Source organism: Sphingomonas sp. DG1-23 (genome assembly GCF_030730875.1).
In the GTDB taxonomy this organism is placed as follows: Bacteria; Pseudomonadota; Alphaproteobacteria; order Sphingomonadales; family Sphingomonadaceae; genus Sphingomonas.
The window spans coordinates 1-19,042 of sequence record NZ_JAVAMA010000001.1 but is presented as its reverse complement, the minus strand read 5'-3'; the positions used below and the strand labels follow the sequence as shown (position 1 = coordinate 19,042).

Below are 19,042 nucleotides of genomic sequence, written 5' to 3'. Positions count from 1 at the left end.
AGGATGCAGGAACCGCGCAAGCGCGTAGTGGTAATCGGTGGCGGCACCGCCGGCTGGATGGCCGCGTCGGCGGTCGCGAAGCTGTTGCCGCATGCCGCCAGCGTCGAATTGATCGAATCCGCCGAGATCGGCATCGTCGGAGTCGGCGAGGCCACGCTCCCGCATCTGCGTGCCTTCATCCAGACGCTGGGGCTCGACGAGGCCGGGTTCATGGCGGCGACCCACGCCACCTACAAGCTCGGCATCGAGTTCCGCGATTTCGGCAAGCCGGGCGATTGCTATCTCCACCCGTTCGGCGATTTCGGCCGGCCGCTGGGCGACGTGCCCTTCCTCCATTGGTGGCGCCGCATCCACGCGCTGGGGCGGGGAGGCGAACTCGCGGACTATTGCGTTGCTCATGTCATGGCCGCGCAACGCCGTTTCGCGCCGCCAGCCGCCGATCCCGAGGCTCTGCTCTCGACCTATGGCTATGCCTATCAGTTCGACGCGACTCGCTTCGGTCCGTACCTGCGGACCTTCGCCGAGGCGAATGGCGTGACGCGAACCGAGGGCAAGATCGTCTCGGTCGAGCGCGACGGCGAAACCGGCGATGTCGCGGCGGTGTTGCTCGAAAGCGGCGCGCGGATCCATGGCGATCTGTTCGTCGATTGCTCGGGGTTCCGCAGCCTGCTGCTCGGCGACGCCCTCGGCGAGGCATGGGAGGATTGGTCGCACTGGCTGCCCTGCGATCGCGCGATGGCATTGCCCTGCGCCTCGCCACCGGGTGAGATCGAGCCGCTCACCCGCGCCACGGCGATGCCCGCAGGGTGGTGCTGGCGAATCCCGCTCCAGCACCGCGTCGGCAATGGCTATGTCTATTCGAGCGCGCATCTGTCCGACGAGGAAGCGTCCGCCGCGATCCTCGCCGCGATCGAGGGCGAGCCGCTCGCCGACCCGCGCGTGCTGCGCTTCAGGGCGGGGCGCCGCAAGCGCAGCTGGTCGCACAATGTCATCGCGGTGGGGCTCGCCTCGGGCTTCCTCGAGCCGCTCGAATCGACCAGCATCTATCTGGTCCAGGTCGCGATCCAGCAATTGATCGAGCTGTTCCCGATCCAGCAGATCCATGCCGCCGACCGCGACGAATTCAACGCGCAGGTCGATTATGAATATGATCGGATCCGCGACTTCCTGATCCTGCATTACCACGCCAGCTCGCGCGACGATTCATCGTTCTGGCGCGACGTGCGGCACGCGCCGATCCCGGAGAGCCTCGCCGAGAAGATCGAACTGTTCCGTCGCGCCGGGCGAATCCAGCGCTACAGCCGCGGGCTGTTCTTCGCGCCGAGCTGGATCGCCGTGCTGATCGGACAGGGGATAGTGCCCGAAAGCTGGGACCAGCGCGTCGATGCGGCCAATCCGCAGGAACTGGGCGCGGCGCTGGCGCGACTGCGCGGCCAGATCGCCCGCGAAGTCGCAGCGCTGCCCGGCCACCGCGCCGCGCTGGGGCTGGCATGAGCGACCGCGCGATCCGCAGCATCGCCATCCTCGGCGGCGGCATCGTCGGCCTGTCCGCCGCGGCCGCTTTCGCCCGCGCGCTGCCGCAACTCGCGATCACCATGGTCGAGACACCGCTTGATCCCGCCGCGCTCGCCGATCGCTTGCCGGGAAGCACGAGCGCGATCCACCGCTTCCATGCGAGCATCGGCATGGACGAGCAGGCGCTGCTCGGTGCCGGCGCCGCGGTGCCGCGGCTCGGGCTGCGCTTCGAGCATTGGCCCGCTGGCGCCGAAACCTGGGTGCATGTCCATGGCGAGCATGGCGCGCCCGCGGGCAAGATCGCCTTTCACCAGCTCTGGGCGCGTGCCCGCCGCGAAGGCCGCGCCGGGGCGTGGCACCTTCACGCGCCCGCCGGAGTGATCGCCGAAGCGGGCAAGTTCGTCCATCCGCAGCCCGGCACGCCGCTCGCGGCCTTCGATTATGCCCTGCGGCTGGACCCCGCGCGCTACCGGGATTTGCTCGCAGCGCTGGCCGATCGGCTGCGCGTCACCCGGCTCGCCGGCACGTTCGGCAGCGTCGAGGGGCGTGCCGATGGCGGAGTCGCAGCGGTGCTGCTGGACGACGGCCGGCGAGTCGAAGCCGATCTCTATCTCGACGCCTCGGGCCCGGCGGCGCCGCTGGCGGCCCTGTCTTCGGGTGGTTTCGAGGATTGGAGCAGCGCGCTGCCCTGCGATCGGGTGGCGATCGTCGAGGCGCCGCCCAGCGCGGCCGATCCCAACGACACCATCATCGGCGGCGGCGTGCAGGACTGGCAATTCGTATCGTCGCTACCCGGCAAAACCTTGCTCGGACGGGTCCACGCCTCGTCGGATGGCGGCGACAATTCGGTCGCGATCCGTCCCGGCCGGCGCGCCGAACCGTGGGTCCGCAACGTCCTCGCGCTCGGCGACGCCGCCGTCGCGCTCGATCCGCTGCACTGGCCCAATCTTCACCTCGCGCACAGCGGCATCGCCCGCGCGATCGAATTGCTGCCGGGCCGCGACTGCCACCCGGTCGAGACCGCCGAATATAACCGCCGGTCGCGTGCCGAGGCCGAGGGGATGCGCGACTTTCAGGCGCTGCATTATCTCCGCGCCGGCACGAGGATCGAAGTGCCGGACAGCCTCGCACGCGTCCTCGATCAATTCGAGCGTCGCGGCCGTTTCGTCCATAAGGACGAGGACAGCCTGCTCGAGGAAGTCTGGATCGCGGCTTTGCTCGGGCTCGGGGTGGTGCCGCAGGCGATCGACCCGTGCGCTGCGGCGGTGCCCGCCGACACGGCGGCGACGCGAATGACGGAGATGCGCGCCGGCCTCGCGCAATTGCCGGGGCGACTGCCGTCCTATGCCGACTATCTCGCGCGCTGCGGCGTGCCGGGGACCTAAGGCTGCGGCGCGGTCGCCTCGGGCCCTTGCGGCGTCGCGCGGAGCAGCGAGTCGCCACCGAGCGTGCGGTACAGGGTCACCAGATTGCTCGCCTGCACCAGCCGCGTGTTCACCAGGGTGCGGCGCGCCGAATAGAGCGAGCGCTGGGCATCGAGGCTCGACAGGAAGGTGTCGATGCCGCCGCGATAGCGCGCTTCGGCAAGGCGATAGGTGTCGGCGGCGGCGTCGGTTTGGGCCTGGGTCGCACGCAATTGCTCGGTGATCGTCCCGCGCCGCGCCAGCGCGTCGGCGACTTCGCGGAATGCCGACTGGATCGCGCGCTCATAGGTGGCGACCGCCGCCTCGCGCTGCGCCTCGGTCAATCGGACATTGGCGCGGCCGGCGCCGGCGTTGAAGATCGAATAATTCGCGTCGACACCCGCGGACCAGTTGAACCCGCCGCCGCTGAACAATCCGGTCAGCGCGTTGCTGGCGAGGCCGAGCAGTCCGGTGAGCGAGAGGCGCGGGAACAAGGCCGCGCGCGCGGCACCGATCTCGGCATTGGCGGCGCGCAGCGTATATTCGGCCTGCACCACGTCGGGGCGGCGGAGCAGCACGCTCGAATCGATCCCTGCCGGCAGCTCGGCGATCATGGGCGCAGCTTCGTCGAGCGAAGCGGGGAGCAAGGTCGGGTCCACCGGCGCGCCGATCAGCAATTGCAGCGCGTTGACGTCCTGCGCGAGCGCGGTGCGTTGCTCGGCGAGGTCGGCGCGCGCGCCTTCGAGCACTTGCTCGGCCTGGCGCAGATCGGTCCGCGGCGCGATCCCGCCTTCCAGCCGCGCCCTGGTCAGGCGAACGCTGTTCTCGGCATTGGCGGCGGTATCCTGCGCGATCTTGAGCAGACTGGCGTCGGCCGCATAGCGCAGCCACGCATCGGCGACGTCGCCGACCAGGGTCAGCCATGTCGCCCGTGCGCCCGCTTCGGTGGCGAAATAGCGGTTCTGTTCGGCGCGGGTCAGCGAGGCGACGCGCCCGAACAGGTCGAGTTCGAACCCGGTGATCCCCGCGTCGGCGGTGAAGCGGGTGCGGGTGCCCGATCCCGCGGTCGATCCGCTGCTGCTCTGGCCGTCCGAAGCGGTAGCGCCGGCGCCGGCGGTGACTTCAGGGAAGCGATCGGCTCGCTGGATGCGATATTGCTCGCGCGCCGCCCGGATATTCGCCGCGGCGAGGCGCAGGTCGCGATTCTCGGCGATCGCCCGTTCGATCAGCTTCTGGAGCCGCGCATCGCGGAAGATGTCGCGATAGGTGACCGCCGGCAGCGTCGCTTCGCTGTTCGCCAGATAGGCGTCGCCGGCCGGCCAGCTCGGCGGCACGGGCGCCGCGGGCTGAACGTATTTCGGCTCCATCGAGCAGCTGGCGAGGGCAGTTCCGACGAGAAGGATCAGTGCCGCGCGCTTCATGCCTGCGCCTCCCGATTCCGCCCGAACCGCGCGCGCGCTGCCTTCAGGCCGTCGCGCACCCCGCGACGGACGAGCACGAAGAACAGGGGGATGTAGAAGATCGCGAGGATCGTCGCGGTCAGCATGCCGCCGATCACCGCGGTGCCGATCGCGATGCGGCTGTTCGCGCCGGCACCGGTCGAGATCGCCAGCGGCAGCACGCCGAAGATGAAGGCGAGGCTGGTCATCAGGATCGGGCGGAGCCGGATACGGGCCGCCTCGAGCGCCGCGTCGATCACGCGCTTGCCTTCCTTCTCGGCGCGCTCCGCGAACTCGATCATCAGGATCGCGTTCTTGGCGGCGAGGCCCATCGTGGTGAGCAGTCCGATCTGGAGATAGACGTCGTTCTGCAGCCCGCGGAGAGTCACCGCGAACACCGCCCCGACCAGCCCGAGCGGAATAACCAGCAGCACCGCCACCGGAATGCTCCAGCTTTCATACAAGGCGGCAAGGCACAGGAACACCACCAGCAGCGACACCGCGTAGAGATATGGCGCCTGTCCCGAGGACAGCCGCTCCTGGAACGACAGCCCCGACCAGGCGACGCTGGTGCCCGGAATCTGCGATGCCAGTTCCTCCATCCGGCGCATCGCCTCGCCCGAGCTCTGGCCCGGCGCGGCCTGGCCCTGGATCTCGAAGGCGGGAATGCCCTGAAAGCGCGACATGGTCGTCGGCGCGGTGGCCCAGCTGGTCTGCGCGAAGGACGAGAAAGGGGCCATCTCGCCGCTGCGGGTGCGGACGAACCATTCGTCGATATTGTCCGGGCTGGCGCGATATTGCGCGTCGCCCTGGACATAGACGCGCTTCACCCGGCCGCGATCGATGAAGTCGTTGACGTAGCGGCCGCCCCATGCGGTCGACAGCGTCGAATTGACGTCGCCCTGGGCGAGCCCGAGCGCAGCGAGCTTCTGCTGGTCGATGTCGACCTTGAGCGTCGCAACGTCGGGCAAGTCGGAGAGGCGTACCTGCGCCAGCGCCGGATCGCTGTTGGCGGCGGCGAGCAATTTGTCGCGCGCGGCGAGGAACTGGTCGCGCGGCATGCCGCTGGCATTCTGGAGCTGCATCGTGAAGCCGCTCGACTGTCCGAGCCCGCGGATTGCCGGGGGCACGAGCGCGAAGACCTGCGCATCGCGGAAATTGCGGAACGCGCCCGACGCACGCTGGACGATCGCCTCGGCGGCATTCTCCTTGCCGTGCCGCGCGGACCAATCGGCAAGGTTGATGAAGCCCTGCCCGGTATTCTGGCCGCTGGCGCCGCCACCGCCGCCGCCGCCGGTGACGGTGAACATCGTCGCGGTGTTCTTGCCTTCCTGTTCCATGAAATAGCGCTCGACCGCGCGCTGCACTTCCTGCGTGCGGCTCTGCGTTGCGCCGGCGGGGAGACGGAACTGCACCGATGCCGCGCCCTGGTCCTCGGTCGGCAGGAAGCCGGTGGGAAGGCGCGTGAACATCAGCACCAGCAACAGGCAGACGGCGGCATAGAGCAAAAGGAACAGCCATTTGCGGTCGACCACCTTGGTGACGCCGCCGACATAACGCTGCACCCCGCGATCGAAATTGGTGTTGAACCAGTCGCGTGCTCTGGCGAAGAAGCGGCCGACCGCGGGAAAGCGCCGCTCGACCCAGCCATTATGCTCCTCGCTCTTCTTCCGGAGCAAGGTAGCGGTCAGCGCGGGTGTGAGGATCAGCGCGACCAGCACCGACAGCACCATCGCCGAGACGATCGTAACCGAGAATTGCCGATAGATCACGCCGGTGGAGCCGCCGAAGAACGCCATCGGCAGGAACACCGCCGAGAGCACCAGCCCGATGCCGACCAAGGCGAACTGGATCTGTTCCATCGACTGGATCGTCGCGTCGCGCGGAGAGAGGTCGGGATCCTCCTCCATCAGCCGTTCGACATTCTCGACCACCACGATCGCGTCGTCGACGAGCATGCCGATCGCCAGCACCAGCCCGAACAGGGTCAGCGTGTTGATCGAGAAGCCGAGCGCATAGAACACCGCGAACGTGCCGAGCAGCACCACCGGCACCGCGATGAACGGGATCAGCGTCGCCCGCCAGTTCTGCAGGAAGATGAACATCACGATCACGACGAGGACGATCGCCTCGACCAGCGTCTTGACCACTTCCTCGATCGAAAGCTTGATGAACGCGGTGGTGTCGTTGGCATAAGCGAATTTGAAGCCGGCGGGGAAGCTGCGGGCGATCTCCTCGACCTTGGCCTTGACCAGCTCGGCGGTTTCGAGCGCGTCGGCGCCCGGCGCGAGGCTGACCGCGATGCCCGCGCCGGGATGGCCGTTGACCCGGCTGACCGCGTTGTAGCTCTCGGCACCCAGCTCGACCCGGGCGACGTCCTTCAGCAGCACGTTGGCGCCGCTGGTCTCGGTCTTGAGGATGATCTGCTCGAACTGCTGCGGGGTCTGAAGGCGCGACTGGGCGGTGACCGTCGCGTTGAGCATCTGGGTGCTCGGCTGCGGCTGGCCGCCGATCTCGCCCGCGGCGACTTCGGTGTTCTGGTTCTGAATCGCGGTGATGACGTCGCTCGGCATCAGCGCATAGCTCGCCAGCCGATCGGGGTTCAGCCAGATCCGCATCGCATAGGGCGCGCCGAACACGTTGGTGTCGCCGACGCCGGGCGTGCGGGCCAGCGTGTCCTGCATGTTCGAAGCCATCCAGTCCGATACGTCCTGGTTGGTGCGCTTGTCGGTCTCGTCATAGACTCCGACGATCATCAGAAAGTCGGGGTTCGACTTGGTGACGCGCAACCCCTGCTGCTGGACCTGCTGCGGCAGCCTCGAGAGCGCCTGCTGGACCTGGTTCTGGACCTGGACCTGCGCGATGTCCGGATCGGTGCCCTTCTCGAACGTCGCCGAGATGTTGACCTGCCCGCGCGAGGTCGAGGACGAGCTGAAATAGATCAGACCGTCGATACCCGTGAGCTGCTGCTCGATCACCTGCGTGACCGAATTCTGCACCGTCTCGGCCGAGGCGCCGGGATAGGAGGCGCGGACGTTGACTTGCGGCGGCGCGACGTCGGGATATTGCGCGATGGGGAGCGACATGATCGCTCCGACCCCCATCAGCATGACGATGATCGCGATCACCCAGGCGAAGATCGGGCGATCGATGAATATGCGAGACATAGGGGGTCAGCCGCCCTTCTTCGCCGCGCCACCCTGCGCGCCCTGATTGCCTTGCGCGCCGCCCTTCGGCGCCTCGATCTTCTGCGGCGTGGTGACGGGGACGGGGCGGATCTCGGCGTCGGGGCGCAGATTGGCGGTGCCCTGGACGATGACCTTGTCGCCGGGCGCGAGGCCCTGCGTCACGACCCAATTGGCGCCGAGCGTGCGTTGGGCGATCACGGTCCGCGCCACCGCGCGATTGCCCGGGCCGACGATATAGACGGTCGCGTTGCCGCGCGGATCGCGCGACAGGCCGGCCTGCGGGACGAGAAACGCCTGGCGGTCGATCCCCTGCGCGAAAGTGGCCCGCGCGAACATGCCCGGCAGCAAAATGCCCTCGGCATTGGGGAAGCGCGCGCGCAGCGTCACCGTGCCGGTATTCTCGTTGACCATCACTTCGGAGAATTCGACCGTGCCGGTCTGGCCGTAGTCGCTGCCATCCTCGAGCTTGAGGCGGACCACGGCACTGGCTGGCGCGAGTCCGCCCTGCGCCAGCGATTTGCGAAGCGCGAGCAGGTCGGCGCTCGATTGCTGGATGTCGACGAAGATCGGGTCGAGCCGCTGGATCACCGCGAGCGGATCGGCCTGGTTGGTGGTGACCAAGGCGCCTTCGGTGACCAGCGAGCGGCCGATCCGGCCGGTGATCGGGGCGGGGACGCGCGTGAAGCGCAGATTGATCTGCGCGGTGCGCAGCTGGGCGTTGTTCTGCGCGACCGCGGCGCTCGCCTGCCGCGCTTGCGCTGCGGCGTCGGTATAATCCTGTTGGCTGACCGCTTCCATCTTCGCAAGCGGGCGATAGCGGTCGGCGCGGACCCGCGCCGCCTCGGCGGTGGCGCGCGCGCTCTGCAAATTGGCCTCGGCTTCGGATGCCTGCGCCTGATAGAGGCTCGGATCGATCTGGTAGAGCGTCTGCCCGGCGCGGACGATCGAGCCTTCCTTGAAGAAGCGTCGCTGGACGATCCCGGCGACCTGCGGCCGCACCTCGGACATCTGGAAGGCGGTGACGCGGCCCGCCAGCTCGGTGGTCACCGGCACGCTGGTCGGCTGCACCACGACATAGCCGACCTGGACCGGGCCGCTCGGGCCGCGCCCGCCCTTTTTCTGGGCATCGCCGCTGCCACTGCTGCAAGACGCGAGGAGGAGGGCCGCCACGCAGAGCGCCACGCCCGATCGGCCGTTGAGGTTCGATAGGTTCAGATTCAATTCGCAGACCCGCTCGTAGCGCCCATTGGGAGGGCGCAGTTCAGTTCCGAAACTCGCCCATAGGGCAGCTGGTTGCGCGGCTACTAGGGAAGAAATGTATCAGAATGTGTCAGACACATTCCGGATACGCGAAAGCGGGCAGATACACGAAAGGCCGCTTCCCTTGCGGGAAACGGCCTTTCCATTGTCAGCCGCTGCGGCGAGCGACCTTGAATTTAAGCCTCAGGCGGCGGCGCGCAGGGAGCGAACCGAAGCCTGAGTGCGCGCCGCAGACGGCGTTTGACAATGAGACATTCGATCACCTCCTTCCATGTTGTTGAACTCGAAAGGGAATATGGGCGCGTCGCGGCGTGTTTAAAGGGAGTGGCGCAAATTTTGCGAACGCCCTAGAAACCCGGCCGAAATGGCACGTATCGAAACCCCCAAGCGCATCCGGGGCACCCAGGACATTTTCGGCGACGAGCAAAGGCGCTTCGCGCACGTGCTCGACACGTTCGAGCGCGTCCGGCGGCTCTATTGCTTCCAGCGCGTCGACATCCCCGTGTTCGAGGCGACCGGCGTGTTCGCCCGCTCGATGGGCGAGACCTCGGATGTCGTCTCCAAGGAGATGTACACCTTCGAGGACCGCGGCGGCGATTCGCTGACCTTGCGCCCTGAATTCACTGCCGGGATCGCCCGCGCCTATATCACCGAGGGCTGGCAGCAATATGCGCCGCTCAAGCTGGTCACCGCGGGCCCGGTGTTCCGCTACGAGCGCCCGCAAAAGGGGCGCTTCCGCCAGTTCCACCAGATCGATTCCGAGATCATCGGTGCGGCCGAGCCCGCCGCGGACGTCGAATTGCTCGTCCTCGCCGATCAGTTGCTCCACGAGCTCGGTATCGCCGAGGGCGTGACGCTCCAGCTCAATACCTTGGGCGACGTCGAGACCCGCGATGCGTGGCGCACGGCGCTGGTCGCGCATTTCGAGGCGCATCGCGACGCGCTGTCCGAGGACAGCCAGGTCCGGCTCGACAAGAACCCGATGCGCATCCTCGATTCGAAGGACCCGCGCGACCGCCCGATCGCCGACAGCGCGCCGGACATCGACGCCTATCTGACCGAGGAGGCCGCGGCCTTCTTCAAGGCGGTCACCGACGGGCTCGATGCGGCGGGGGTGCAATGGACGCGCAATTCGCGGCTGGTGCGCGGGCTGGATTATTATCGCCACACTGCGTTCGAGTTCGTCACCGATCGGCTGGGCGCGCAGGGCACCGTCCTCGCCGGCGGGCGCTATGACGGCCTGATTGGCTCGCTCGGTGGGCCGGAGACGCCGGGCGTGGGCTGGGCCGCAGGTGTCGAGCGGCTGGCGATGCTGATCGCGGAGCCGGCGATCGAGCCGCCCCTCGTTGTGATTGCGGTTGAAGACGATTTCGCAATCGGCGCGGCGCAACACACTCTGAAGCTGTTACGAGACAACGGCTTTTCCGCGGACATGGTCGCAACGGGCTCGCCCAAGAAGCGCTTTGATAAGGCCGCTAAAACGGGCGCTCGCATGGTCCTCAGCCTGACCGTTCGAGACGGGCTGGTCTGTCGCGGATCGAGAGGCGACAAGGAAATCGTGGAGCGGGTCAACGCTTTGCTTCCGCTTGAGGCGACGCCCGTCCTATGATCAGCATCCCCGCCGACCGTATCGCCGCGATCGAGGCGCGCCGCGACGAATTGCAGGCGCAGATGGCGACCGGCGATTTGCCGGGCGACAAATATGTCCAGGTCTCCAAGGAATATGCCGAGCTCGAGCCGGTGGCGCTCGCCGCGGGCGAAGTGCGGCGGCTTCGCCAGGAAGCCGAATCGCTCCAGCACATGACGCAGGATGCCGACGAGGAGCTCCGCGCCATGGCGTCGGAGGAGCTTCGCGCCAATGACGAAGCCCTCGCCGCCGCCGACCGCAAGCTCGCGCTCGCGCTTCTGCCCCGCGATGCCGCCGATCAGCGCCCGGCGATGCTCGAGATCCGCGCCGGCGTCGGCGGCGACGAGGCGGCGCTGTTCGCCGGCGACTTGCTGCGCATGTACCAGCGCTACGCCGATCGCATGGGTTGGCGGCTGGAATTGATCTCGGCCTCCGAAGCCGAGTTCGGCGGCTACAAGGAAGCCGTGCTCAGCGTCACCGGCGTGGGCGTGTTCGCGAAGCTCAAGTTCGAGAGCGGCGTCCACCGCGTCCAGCGCGTCCCCGCGACCGAGGCGGGCGGGCGCATCCATACGTCGGCCGCGACGGTCGCGGTGCTGCCCGAGGCCGAAGAGGCCGATATCCGGATCGACGACAAGGATTTGCGCATCGACATCTATCGCGCGTCGGGGCCGGGCGGGCAGGGGGTCAACACCACCGATTCGGCGGTGCGCATCACCCATTTGCCGACCGGCACGATCGTCATCCAGCAGGACGAGCGCTCGCAGCTCAAGAACAAGGCCAAGGCGATGAAGGTGCTCCGCACCCGCCTGTACGAAGCCGAGCGCGACCGGCTCAATTCGGAGCGTGCGGGCGCGCGCCAATCGATGGTCGGCTCGGGCGATCGCTCGGAGCGCATCCGCACCTATAATTTCCCGCAAGGCCGGGTGACCGACCACCGGATCAACCTGACACTCCATCGCTTGCCCGAGATTCTCGAAGGCGAGCTTGACGAACTGATCGCCGCGCTGACCGCGCAGGACGAAGCCGACCGGCTGGCCCAGCTGGATGGGTGAACCTTTCCTTTTTCCCCTCCCGCTTGCGAGAGGGGCTAGGGGAGGGGAGTGCCGCAAGCGAGCTGCTTCATGACAGCCCCTCCCCCAACCCCTCCCGCAAGCGGAAGGGGAGCCCGGTCGGCCCTCGTGGATGCTGCAGAGCGCCTCGCCTCGGTCACCGATACCCCCCGCCTCGATGCCGAGCTCCTCATGGCGCACGCCCTCGGCGTCACCCGCAACGACCTGCTCCTCCGCCACCTCGACGAGGCAACCCCCGACGCCTTCGAGCCGCTGCTCCAGCGCCGTCTCGCGCACGAACCGGTCGCCTATATCACCGGCACTCGCGCTTTCTGGACCATCGAGCTGCAGGTCGGCCCCGGCGCACTCATCCCGCGCCCCGACAGCGAGACGCTGATCGAGGCGGCGATCGAGCATTTCGATGATCGCGCGCCCGCCACCATCCTCGATCTCGGCACCGGACCCGGCACCTTGCTGCTCGCCGCGCTCGATCAATGGCCCGAAGCGCACGGGCTGGGCGTGGACGCATCGGAACAGGCGCTCGGTTATGCCCGCGCCAATGCCACGGGCCTCGGCATGGCACATCGCGTCGCGTTCCGCATCGGAGATTGGGCGGAAGGGCTGGAAGGCCAATTCGACCTGATCCTCGCCAACCCGCCCTATATCGGCACCGCCGAACTGCTGCCGCCGGAGGTCCGCGAGCACGAACCTGCCTCTGCGCTCTTCGCGGGAATCGACGGTCTCGACGATTATCGCCGCATCGTTCCGGCACTACCCGACCTGCTCGCCCCCGGTGGCGCCGCGGTGCTCGAAATCGGCTGGACGCAGGCGAAAGCGGTCTCCGCGCTGGGCCTCCAGCACGGCCTGTTGCCCGCCGTCCACAGCGATCTCGGCGGGCGTCCCCGCGTGATACTACTTACTTGAAACTGGAGCACCGAGATCCCATAATTGTGCTTGGAGATTGGTGCTCCACGGGCTAAGACAGCGCCGGGGCGAGGCACTTTCAACCAAGTTGTTGAAACATAGGGCTAAGGCTCACTCCATGGTCATGCGTGCCGCTGCAGTCCGGCGGCCATGGCGGGCGGAAGCGCCGGATCGGCGCTGTCCGCAAGTGTAACCTGCATCCGGGACCCCGAATGGATCGACGGACGGCTTAAGTAGACAGGACATACAGACCTTGATGAACAATCGTCAGGCTAACAACGGCCGCCGTCGCGGTCGTGGTGGTCAACAGCGCCAGGGTGGCAGCCCCAACCAAGGCAATGGCAACCGCATCGACAATCGTGCCCGCGGCAATGCGGCGCAGTTGCTCGAGAAATACAAGAATCTCGCGCGCGATGCGCAGATGCAGGGCGATCGGGTCAACGCCGAATATTATCTCCAGTTCGCCGATCATTATTTCCGGGTGCTGAGCGAAACCCGCTCGCGCTTCGAGGAGGCGAATCCGAATCAGCGTCCGCAGCCCCGCCCGAGCAACGACATCGACGGCGATGACGATGATTTCGATTTCGAGGGCGAGGGCAATCGCGGCGACGAGCAGCAGCGCGACGATCGTCCGCAGCAGCGCGAGTCGCGCTACGAGCGTGAGCCTCGCCAGGAAGCCCGCCGTGACCGCGACGATCGCGAGCCTCGTCAGGATCGCGAACCGCGTCAGGATCGTGAAGCGCGCTCCGAGCGCGAACCGCGTCAAGATCGTGAACCCCGCGAAGGCCGTCGCGATCGCCGCCCGAACGGCAATGCCGCGAACGGCTATGCCAACGGCCATCAGGCCGAAGCGCAGGAAGCCCCGGCCGCCGAGCTGTTCCCCGAGCAGCGCGAAGCCGCCGAAGAGCGCCCCGCGCGTGCCGCCCGCGGCCGCGGGCGTCCGCGGCGTGACGAAAGCGCCGGGGCCGAGGCCCCGCAGGGCATCGACGCCGCGATCCTCCCGCCGGCTTTCGGCACCGAATCGGCTGCGGCGAACGATGCCGAGGAAGCGCCCAAGAAGCCGCGTCGCCGTCGCACCAAGAGCGACGATGTCGAGGTTCCGCCGGCCGCCTGATTTTCAATCCGCGATGGGCTGACCCTTCGCGACCAACCTGCTAGCATCCTCCCCTGAGAAAGCCTTGGGGGAGGATGCTTTGCGTTTCACGGCTCTGATTCTGACGGCGACTCCGTTCGCCGCGCATGCCCAGGCGCAGCCGGCCTCAGTCCCGGCCCCCGACCAGACCGCGCAGGGCGACGTGTCGGTCACCATCTATCAGAACGGCCAGTCGCTGGTGCAGGACGTGCGCCAGCTCGAACTTCCCGCCGGTCGCACGCGCCAGGAATTCCCTGACGTGTCGGCGCAGATCCGGTCGGAGACGGTGACCTTGTCGGGTCCCGGGCTCGGTATCGTCGAGCAGAATTTCGACTATGATCTGCTCTCGCCCGACAAATTGATGGAAAAGGCGGTGGGTTCGGTCGTCACGATCGTGCGCACCAATCCCGCGACCGGGGCCGAGACGCGCGAGCAGGCGCGGGTGCTCGCCGCCAATGGCGGCATCGTCCTCCAGATCGGCAACCGCATCGAAGTGCTCCGCGACGACGGCCTGCCGGTACGGGTGATCTTCGACAAGGTGCCTGAAAATCTCCGTGCCCGCCCGACCCTGTCGGTGACGCTGCAGGCGGCGAAGGCGGGGCGCGTGCCGGCGACCCTCACCTATCTGACTCCCGGGCTCGGCTGGACCAGCGACTATGTGATGTTGTTCGACGAGGCCAAGGGCGCGATCGACATGCAGGGCTGGGTGACGCTGACCAACAATACCGGCACCAATTATCGCAGCGCAGACGTGCTGCTGGTTGCCGGTAACACCAATCGCAGCTTTTCGCAGCTCGGCGATTCGACGATCGAGGAAGCCGGCACCGAAAGCGGCCCGCGCGAGAAACTGGGCGATTATTATCTATATCCGCTCGGCGAGCGCACCACGATCGCCAATGCCCAGCAGAAGCAGGTCAGCTTCCTCGACGTCAAGAACACGCCCGCGCGCAAAACTTATGAATGGACCAATGGCTGGCTGGAGACCCAGTCCGACCCGCGCAGCGCCGCGACCGTGCTCAAATTCTCGACCTCGAAGAATGGCGGTCTCGGCGATCAGCTGCCGTCGGGAACGATTCGCGTCTATATGCGCGACGCGCGCGGCGATCCGCAGTTCATCGGCGAAAGCCGCGTGGCGGCGGCGCCGATGGGATCGGCGATGTCGATCCGAACCGGCGACGCGTTCGACGTCAAGGGCGCCGCGGTGGTGGTCGAGCGCAAGCGGTTGTCCTCGTCGCGCTGGCGCACCACGATGCGCTATGATTTCACCAATGCCCGGCCCGCGCCGGTGACGGTCGATCTCGCCCAGAACGGGCTGTGGGGCGACGTCCGGCTGGTCGAGCAGAGCCTGACCGGCGAGCGCGTCTCGGCCGATCGGATGGAGTGGAAGGTGCCGGTGCCTGCCAACGGCAAGGCGTCGGTCACCGTGGTGTTCGACACGCGCTACTGATGCGCCGCATTCTCGCACTCTGCCTGCTGTCCGCCGCGACGCCTGCGGCGGGGCAGACCCTCGTCGAATCCGAGCGGATCGATGCGGTGTCGGTGACGCTCTATCGCGATCCGGGCCGGGGCGAGGGGGCGATACCCGCGGGCGGCTGGCCGGGCGGCTATGCTCTGGTCACCGAGACCCGGACGATCAGCGTACCCGCCGGCAAATCAGTGATCCGCTTTGTCGGCGTTTCAGAAGGGATGATGCCCGAAACCGCGATCGTCGCCGGCCTGCCGCGGCAGGTGAACGAGAAGAATCGCGATGCGCGGCTACTGTCGCCCGCGGCACTGATCGATACCTATCTCAAGCGCCGGGTGACGATTCGCCGCACCAATCGCGCTACCGGCAAGATCACCGAGGGCGAGGCGATCATCCAGTCCGGGCCGGGCGGCGGGGTGCTGCTCACCACCGCGGCGGGAGTCGAGGCGCTGGGCTGCTCCGGTCTGCCCGAAGGCCTCAAATATCCCGGCGTTCCGGCGGATCTCTCTGCCAAGCCTACTTTATCGGTGACCACCGACAGCGCCGCGGCCGCGACGGTCACGATCCAGATCTCCTATCTCGCGCAGGGGTTCGACTGGTCGGCGAATTATGTCGCGCAAGTTGCCGAGGATGGCGAGACGCTCGACCTGTTCGCATGGCTGACCGTCGCCAATGGCGGCAGCCAGGGCTTTGCCGACGCCAGCACCAATGCCGTGGCGGGCGCGCCCAACAAGGAAGCCGCCGCGGCGCTGCCGAAAGGGCCTGCCCCCCAACTTCATCTGCGCTGCTGGCCGATGGACACCACCAGCACCTACCCAAGCTGGGGGATAGAGCGTCTGCCGTCGGCACCTGTGCCGATGTTCGAAGGGTTTGCCGACGACATCGTCGTCACGGGCAGCCTGCAGAGAATGGAGATGATGGCACCGGCACCGGCGCCGATGATGTCGGTCACTGCGGTGATGACCGCCAGGCAGGAGGAGCTCGGCGACCTCAAGCTCTATCGCGTTCCGGAACCCGTCACCGTCGCCGCGCAGAGCCGCAAGCAGGTCGCGATGATCGACCGCAAGAAGGTCGGTTTCGCACGCGTCTATGCCGGGGTTTTCCAGCCGTTCGAATATAGCCCGGGGCGGGGCGTGTCCGTCGGTTTCGAGTCCGCGCGGATATTGCGCACGCGCAATGTCGACGAACGCGGCCTCGGCCTTCCGCTGCCCGCGGGCCGGGTGGCGGTGTTCGAGCGCGCCCGCGAGCAATCACTGTTGGTCGGCGAGAGCGACCTGGCGGACCGTGCGATCGGCGACGATGTCGAGTTCGCCACCGGCATGAGCAGCGACTTGCGCTACACGATCGTCGGGCGCCCGCCTTCGAAGAAGCGCCAGCCCTTCGCCGTCGAAGTCACCAACGCGCGATCGACGCCCGAGACCTTCGAGCTGCCGATTCCGTTCCCGCTCGCGTCGGCGGACGCGGAGCTCGTCGAGCATAAGGGCGTCAAGACGTGGCGGGTGACGGTTCCGGCCAATGGCGTCGCGCGGCTCGAATTCGCGCTCAAGCGCGGGGAGCGGCGCTGATCTCAGTCGAGGTCGATCTCGTCCTTCAGCCGATCCTCGATTCGGTCGTCATGGCCGCTGCCCGAGCTCAGGAACATCAGTCCCATCAGCGCCGCGGCGAGCAGCATCGTCAGGAACACCCCGAGAAAGGCCGCGCTGGCGGTGACGAAATTGAGTTCGCCCAGCGATAGCCAAAGCGCGAACTCGGCCAGGCCCGCAGTGAACAGGCTGATCAGCGCCATTCCCTTGAGGATCCGCCGATAGCGTCCCCAGGCGAAAGCGGCATAGTCCGGATCGTCGAGATCGTGCGGCGTGCCCATGATTTTGCAATTGGGCACGAATCATGGGAGAAACAATCGCCTGAACCCGAAAGCGGAGATAAGCGATGACGATCGCGGCGATCCTTGGGGGAAAAGGCCATGACGTGGTGTCGATCGCGGGGGATCGCACCGTGGCCGAAGCGGTGGCGTTGCTCGCCGGCCGACGAATCGGCGCGGTTCCGGTGATGGACGGCGACGCCGTGGTGGGCATCTTTTCCGAACGTGACGTGATCTACGGCCTCGAACGCGAAGGCGCCGCGGCGCTGGACCGTATGGTAAGCGACGTGATGACCGCGCCCGCGCTCACCGTCGCGCCCGACGAATCGGTCCTTGGTGCGCTCGCGCTGATGACCCGGCGCCGGGTGCGCCATCTCCCCGTGGTCGAGCGCGGCCGGTGCATCGGCTTCATCTCGATCGGCGATCTGGTGAAGTACCGGATCGAGCGGATCGAGTCCGAAGCCGAGGCGATGCGGGCGTATATCCAGGCGGTCTAACCGCTCCGGTTGCGGACCAGAGCGACGACTTCGTCGAGCGTTTCCCGCGCGAACAGCGCGAGCCATCCGCCATAGGCAAGGACTCCGGCGCCCCCGAGCAGCACCAGCTGCGCCAGCGCCGGCATCGGCGGCAGCAGGCGGGCCAGCAGCGACACGATCAGCGCCATTGCGATGGCGGCGAAGACCGGCGGAAGGATCCCGTCGACCAGATCGCGCAGCCGCACGCCGATCACCGGCAGAGTCCGCCGGGTCGAGATCGCCAGATAGAGCGGGTAGGCGGCGAACCATGCCGCGATCAGCCCCATCACACCCCAATGCACCCCGATCAGGAAGGCTGCGGGCAGCAGCAACGCCCCGGTCGCGCCGTTCTGCGCGCCGATTCCGGGACGGCCGACGGCGTCGCTCGCCGGCGAATAGAGCGCCTGAAGGGTCATCATCGGCATCGCCAGCGCCAGCCAGTGGACCACCGGCGCCGCCTCGAGCCATTTGGGGCCGAGCACCACTTCGACCAGCGGTCGCGCCGTCACCGCGAGCCCGAGATAGAAAGGCATCGCGACGACGAAGATCACCCGCGCCGATTTGACGAAGCCCGCCGCCATCGCGGCGCGGTCGTCCTTCAATCGGGCATAGGCCGAAAAGGCGACTTCGTTGAGCGGCGGGACGAACTTCGAGACGAAGATCTGGGTGAGAAACAGGCTGGTGGTGTAGATGCCGAGCATGTGCGGATCGAACAGCCGCCCGGCGATGAACACATCGGCCTGGCTCTGCAGGAACCAGAAGATCTGTCCCGTCGCCATCACCCCGCCATAGCGCGCGATGTCGCCGGCGCCGCGAAAGTCGAAGCTCGGCCACATCAGGGCGTTCGCCGCCCAAGTCATGCCGATCGCACGCACCGTGAACAAGGCGATCGGCGCCGCGACGAGAGTCCACACGCCGAGCCCCGCCCAGGCGCCCGCCAATGCCGTCACCGCGCCGGCGATTCCCGAGGCGAAATTGACCTGCGCCTGTTTGCGGAAATCCATCTCGCGCGAAAGCAGCGCATAGGGGAGGGCGATGAACGGCGTCGCGACATAGAGCAGGGCCTGTACCCGCAGCAGATCGGCGACCATAGGCTGGCGATAATAAGCCGCGGCGAAGGGGGCGCAGCCGAACTGGATGCCGGCGAGCACCAGATTGAGCAGAATCAGCATCCCGAACAGCTGACGCTGGGCGTGGCGACCGGCATCGCCGCGCTGGATCAACGCGCTGGCGAGACCATAGCCATTGAGCATGTTGAGCAGCACCAGAACGACCTGCGTCATCGCGAACAGCCCGTAATCGGAGGGGCTGAGCACCCGAATCACGATGAAGGTCGATGCCCAGGTGAGCAACTGGCCGAGGATCTGGGTGCCCGAACGCCAGATCACGGCGCTGCGCACCTGATCCTTGAGCGATTCGAGCCCCTGATTCGGGGATTGGGCGGTTGATTCGGTCACGGGAACGTCATGCGGGCGAACCGGTTGAGATGGCGTAAAGCGCGGTTTTCTGCGGCTTTCGGCCCGTGTTTCGGTAAAAAGACAGAAAGTTTCAAATGGCTGTTGACCGAATCAAAAGCCGCGCATAGAAGCCACTCCACCGCAGCGGGGGCCCAAACGGGGTTCTGCAGTGGTCATCGAAAACCAGGCGCACGGTTCGCCCCGAGA

Annotated in this window: 14 protein-coding genes; 9 read left to right on the top strand and 5 right to left on the bottom strand. The window is 67.2% G+C overall.

Annotated elements, in window-relative coordinates; all coding sequences use genetic code 11:
* The first annotated feature begins 3 nt into the window (after window positions 1–3).
* On the top strand, window positions 4–1,494 hold the full coding sequence (locus tag Q9Q95_RS00070; protein ID WP_306093026.1) for a tryptophan halogenase family protein: 1,491 nt from the start codon (window positions 4–6) through the stop codon (window positions 1,492–1,494).
* Window positions 1,491–2,900 (top strand): tryptophan 7-halogenase, encoded by a 1,410-nt coding sequence (locus Q9Q95_RS00065; RefSeq protein ID WP_306093025.1) that lies wholly within the window; start codon window positions 1,491–1,493, stop codon window positions 2,898–2,900. The genes Q9Q95_RS00070 and Q9Q95_RS00065 overlap by 4 nt, the downstream gene beginning before the upstream one ends.
* Here Q9Q95_RS00065 and Q9Q95_RS00060 read toward each other — a convergent pair.
* Genes Q9Q95_RS00060 through Q9Q95_RS00050 form a run of 3 tightly spaced genes read right to left on the bottom strand, consistent with a single transcriptional unit; the run spans window position 2,897 to window position 8,715 of the window.
* Window positions 2,897–4,339 carry an efflux transporter outer membrane subunit gene (locus Q9Q95_RS00060; RefSeq protein ID WP_306093024.1) on the bottom strand — a complete coding sequence of 481 codons (1,443 nt, stop codon included), beginning with the start codon at window positions 4,337–4,339 and terminating at the stop codon, window positions 2,897–2,899. The genes Q9Q95_RS00065 and Q9Q95_RS00060 overlap by 4 nt on opposite strands.
* Entirely contained in the window at window positions 4,336–7,524 is a 3,189-nt protein-coding gene (locus Q9Q95_RS00055; protein WP_306093023.1) for an efflux RND transporter permease subunit, read from the bottom strand. The genes Q9Q95_RS00060 and Q9Q95_RS00055 overlap by 4 nt, the downstream gene beginning before the upstream one ends.
* A gap of 6 nt (window positions 7,525–7,530) precedes the next feature.
* Window positions 7,531–8,715, bottom strand: a complete 1,185-nt coding sequence (locus Q9Q95_RS00050) for an efflux RND transporter periplasmic adaptor subunit (RefSeq protein WP_306093022.1) — start codon at window positions 8,713–8,715, stop codon at window positions 7,531–7,533.
* Window positions 8,716–9,169: 454 nt separating this feature from the next.
* On the opposite strand from Q9Q95_RS00050, the gene hisS reads away from it, so the two are divergent.
* From hisS to Q9Q95_RS00020, 6 genes are all read left to right on the top strand, one after another.
* Entirely contained in the window at window positions 9,170–10,414 is a 1,245-nt protein-coding gene (hisS, locus tag Q9Q95_RS00045; protein ID WP_306093021.1) for a histidine--tRNA ligase, read from the top strand.
* A complete protein-coding gene (gene prfA, locus Q9Q95_RS00040) occupies window positions 10,411–11,484 on the top strand; it encodes a peptide chain release factor 1 (protein WP_306093020.1) in 1,074 nt (357 codons plus the stop codon). The genes hisS and prfA overlap by 4 nt, the downstream gene beginning before the upstream one ends.
* Before the next feature lie 69 nt (window positions 11,485–11,553).
* Window positions 11,554–12,405, top strand: coding sequence for a peptide chain release factor N(5)-glutamine methyltransferase (gene prmC / locus Q9Q95_RS00035; protein ID WP_306093019.1), 852 nt, complete (start codon window positions 11,554–11,556; stop codon window positions 12,403–12,405).
* Window positions 12,406–12,658: 253 nt separating this feature from the next.
* Window positions 12,659–13,519 carry a DUF4167 domain-containing protein gene (locus tag Q9Q95_RS00030; protein ID WP_371876640.1) on the top strand — a complete coding sequence of 287 codons (861 nt, stop codon included), beginning with the start codon at window positions 12,659–12,661 and terminating at the stop codon, window positions 13,517–13,519.
* Window positions 13,520–13,598: 79 nt separating this feature from the next.
* The gene (locus tag Q9Q95_RS00025) at window positions 13,599–14,984 is read left to right on the top strand and encodes a DUF4139 domain-containing protein (protein WP_306093017.1); all 1,386 of its coding nucleotides are present in this window, start codon (window positions 13,599–13,601) and stop codon (window positions 14,982–14,984) included.
* Window positions 14,984–16,567, top strand: coding sequence for a DUF4139 domain-containing protein (locus Q9Q95_RS00020; protein WP_306093016.1), 1,584 nt, complete (start codon window positions 14,984–14,986; stop codon window positions 16,565–16,567). The genes Q9Q95_RS00025 and Q9Q95_RS00020 overlap by 1 nt, the downstream gene beginning before the upstream one ends.
* A gap of 2 nt (window positions 16,568–16,569) precedes the next feature.
* Here the strand turns inward: Q9Q95_RS00020 and Q9Q95_RS00015 are convergent, their stop codons facing one another.
* A complete protein-coding gene (locus Q9Q95_RS00015; RefSeq protein WP_306093015.1) occupies window positions 16,570–16,866 on the bottom strand; it encodes a hypothetical protein in 297 nt (98 codons plus the stop codon).
* Between the two features lie 65 nt (window positions 16,867–16,931).
* Between Q9Q95_RS00015 and Q9Q95_RS00010 the strand changes: the two genes are divergently transcribed.
* Window positions 16,932–17,360: a CBS domain-containing protein gene (locus tag Q9Q95_RS00010; RefSeq protein ID WP_306093014.1), complete on the top strand. Its 429-nt coding sequence runs from the start codon at window positions 16,932–16,934 to the stop codon at window positions 17,358–17,360.
* Here Q9Q95_RS00010 and Q9Q95_RS00005 read toward each other — a convergent pair.
* Entirely contained in the window at window positions 17,357–18,835 is a 1,479-nt protein-coding gene (locus Q9Q95_RS00005; protein WP_306093013.1) for a lipopolysaccharide biosynthesis protein, read from the bottom strand. The two genes, Q9Q95_RS00010 and Q9Q95_RS00005, sit on opposite strands and share 4 nt — an antisense overlap.
* Between the last annotated feature and the right edge of the window lie 207 nt (window positions 18,836–19,042).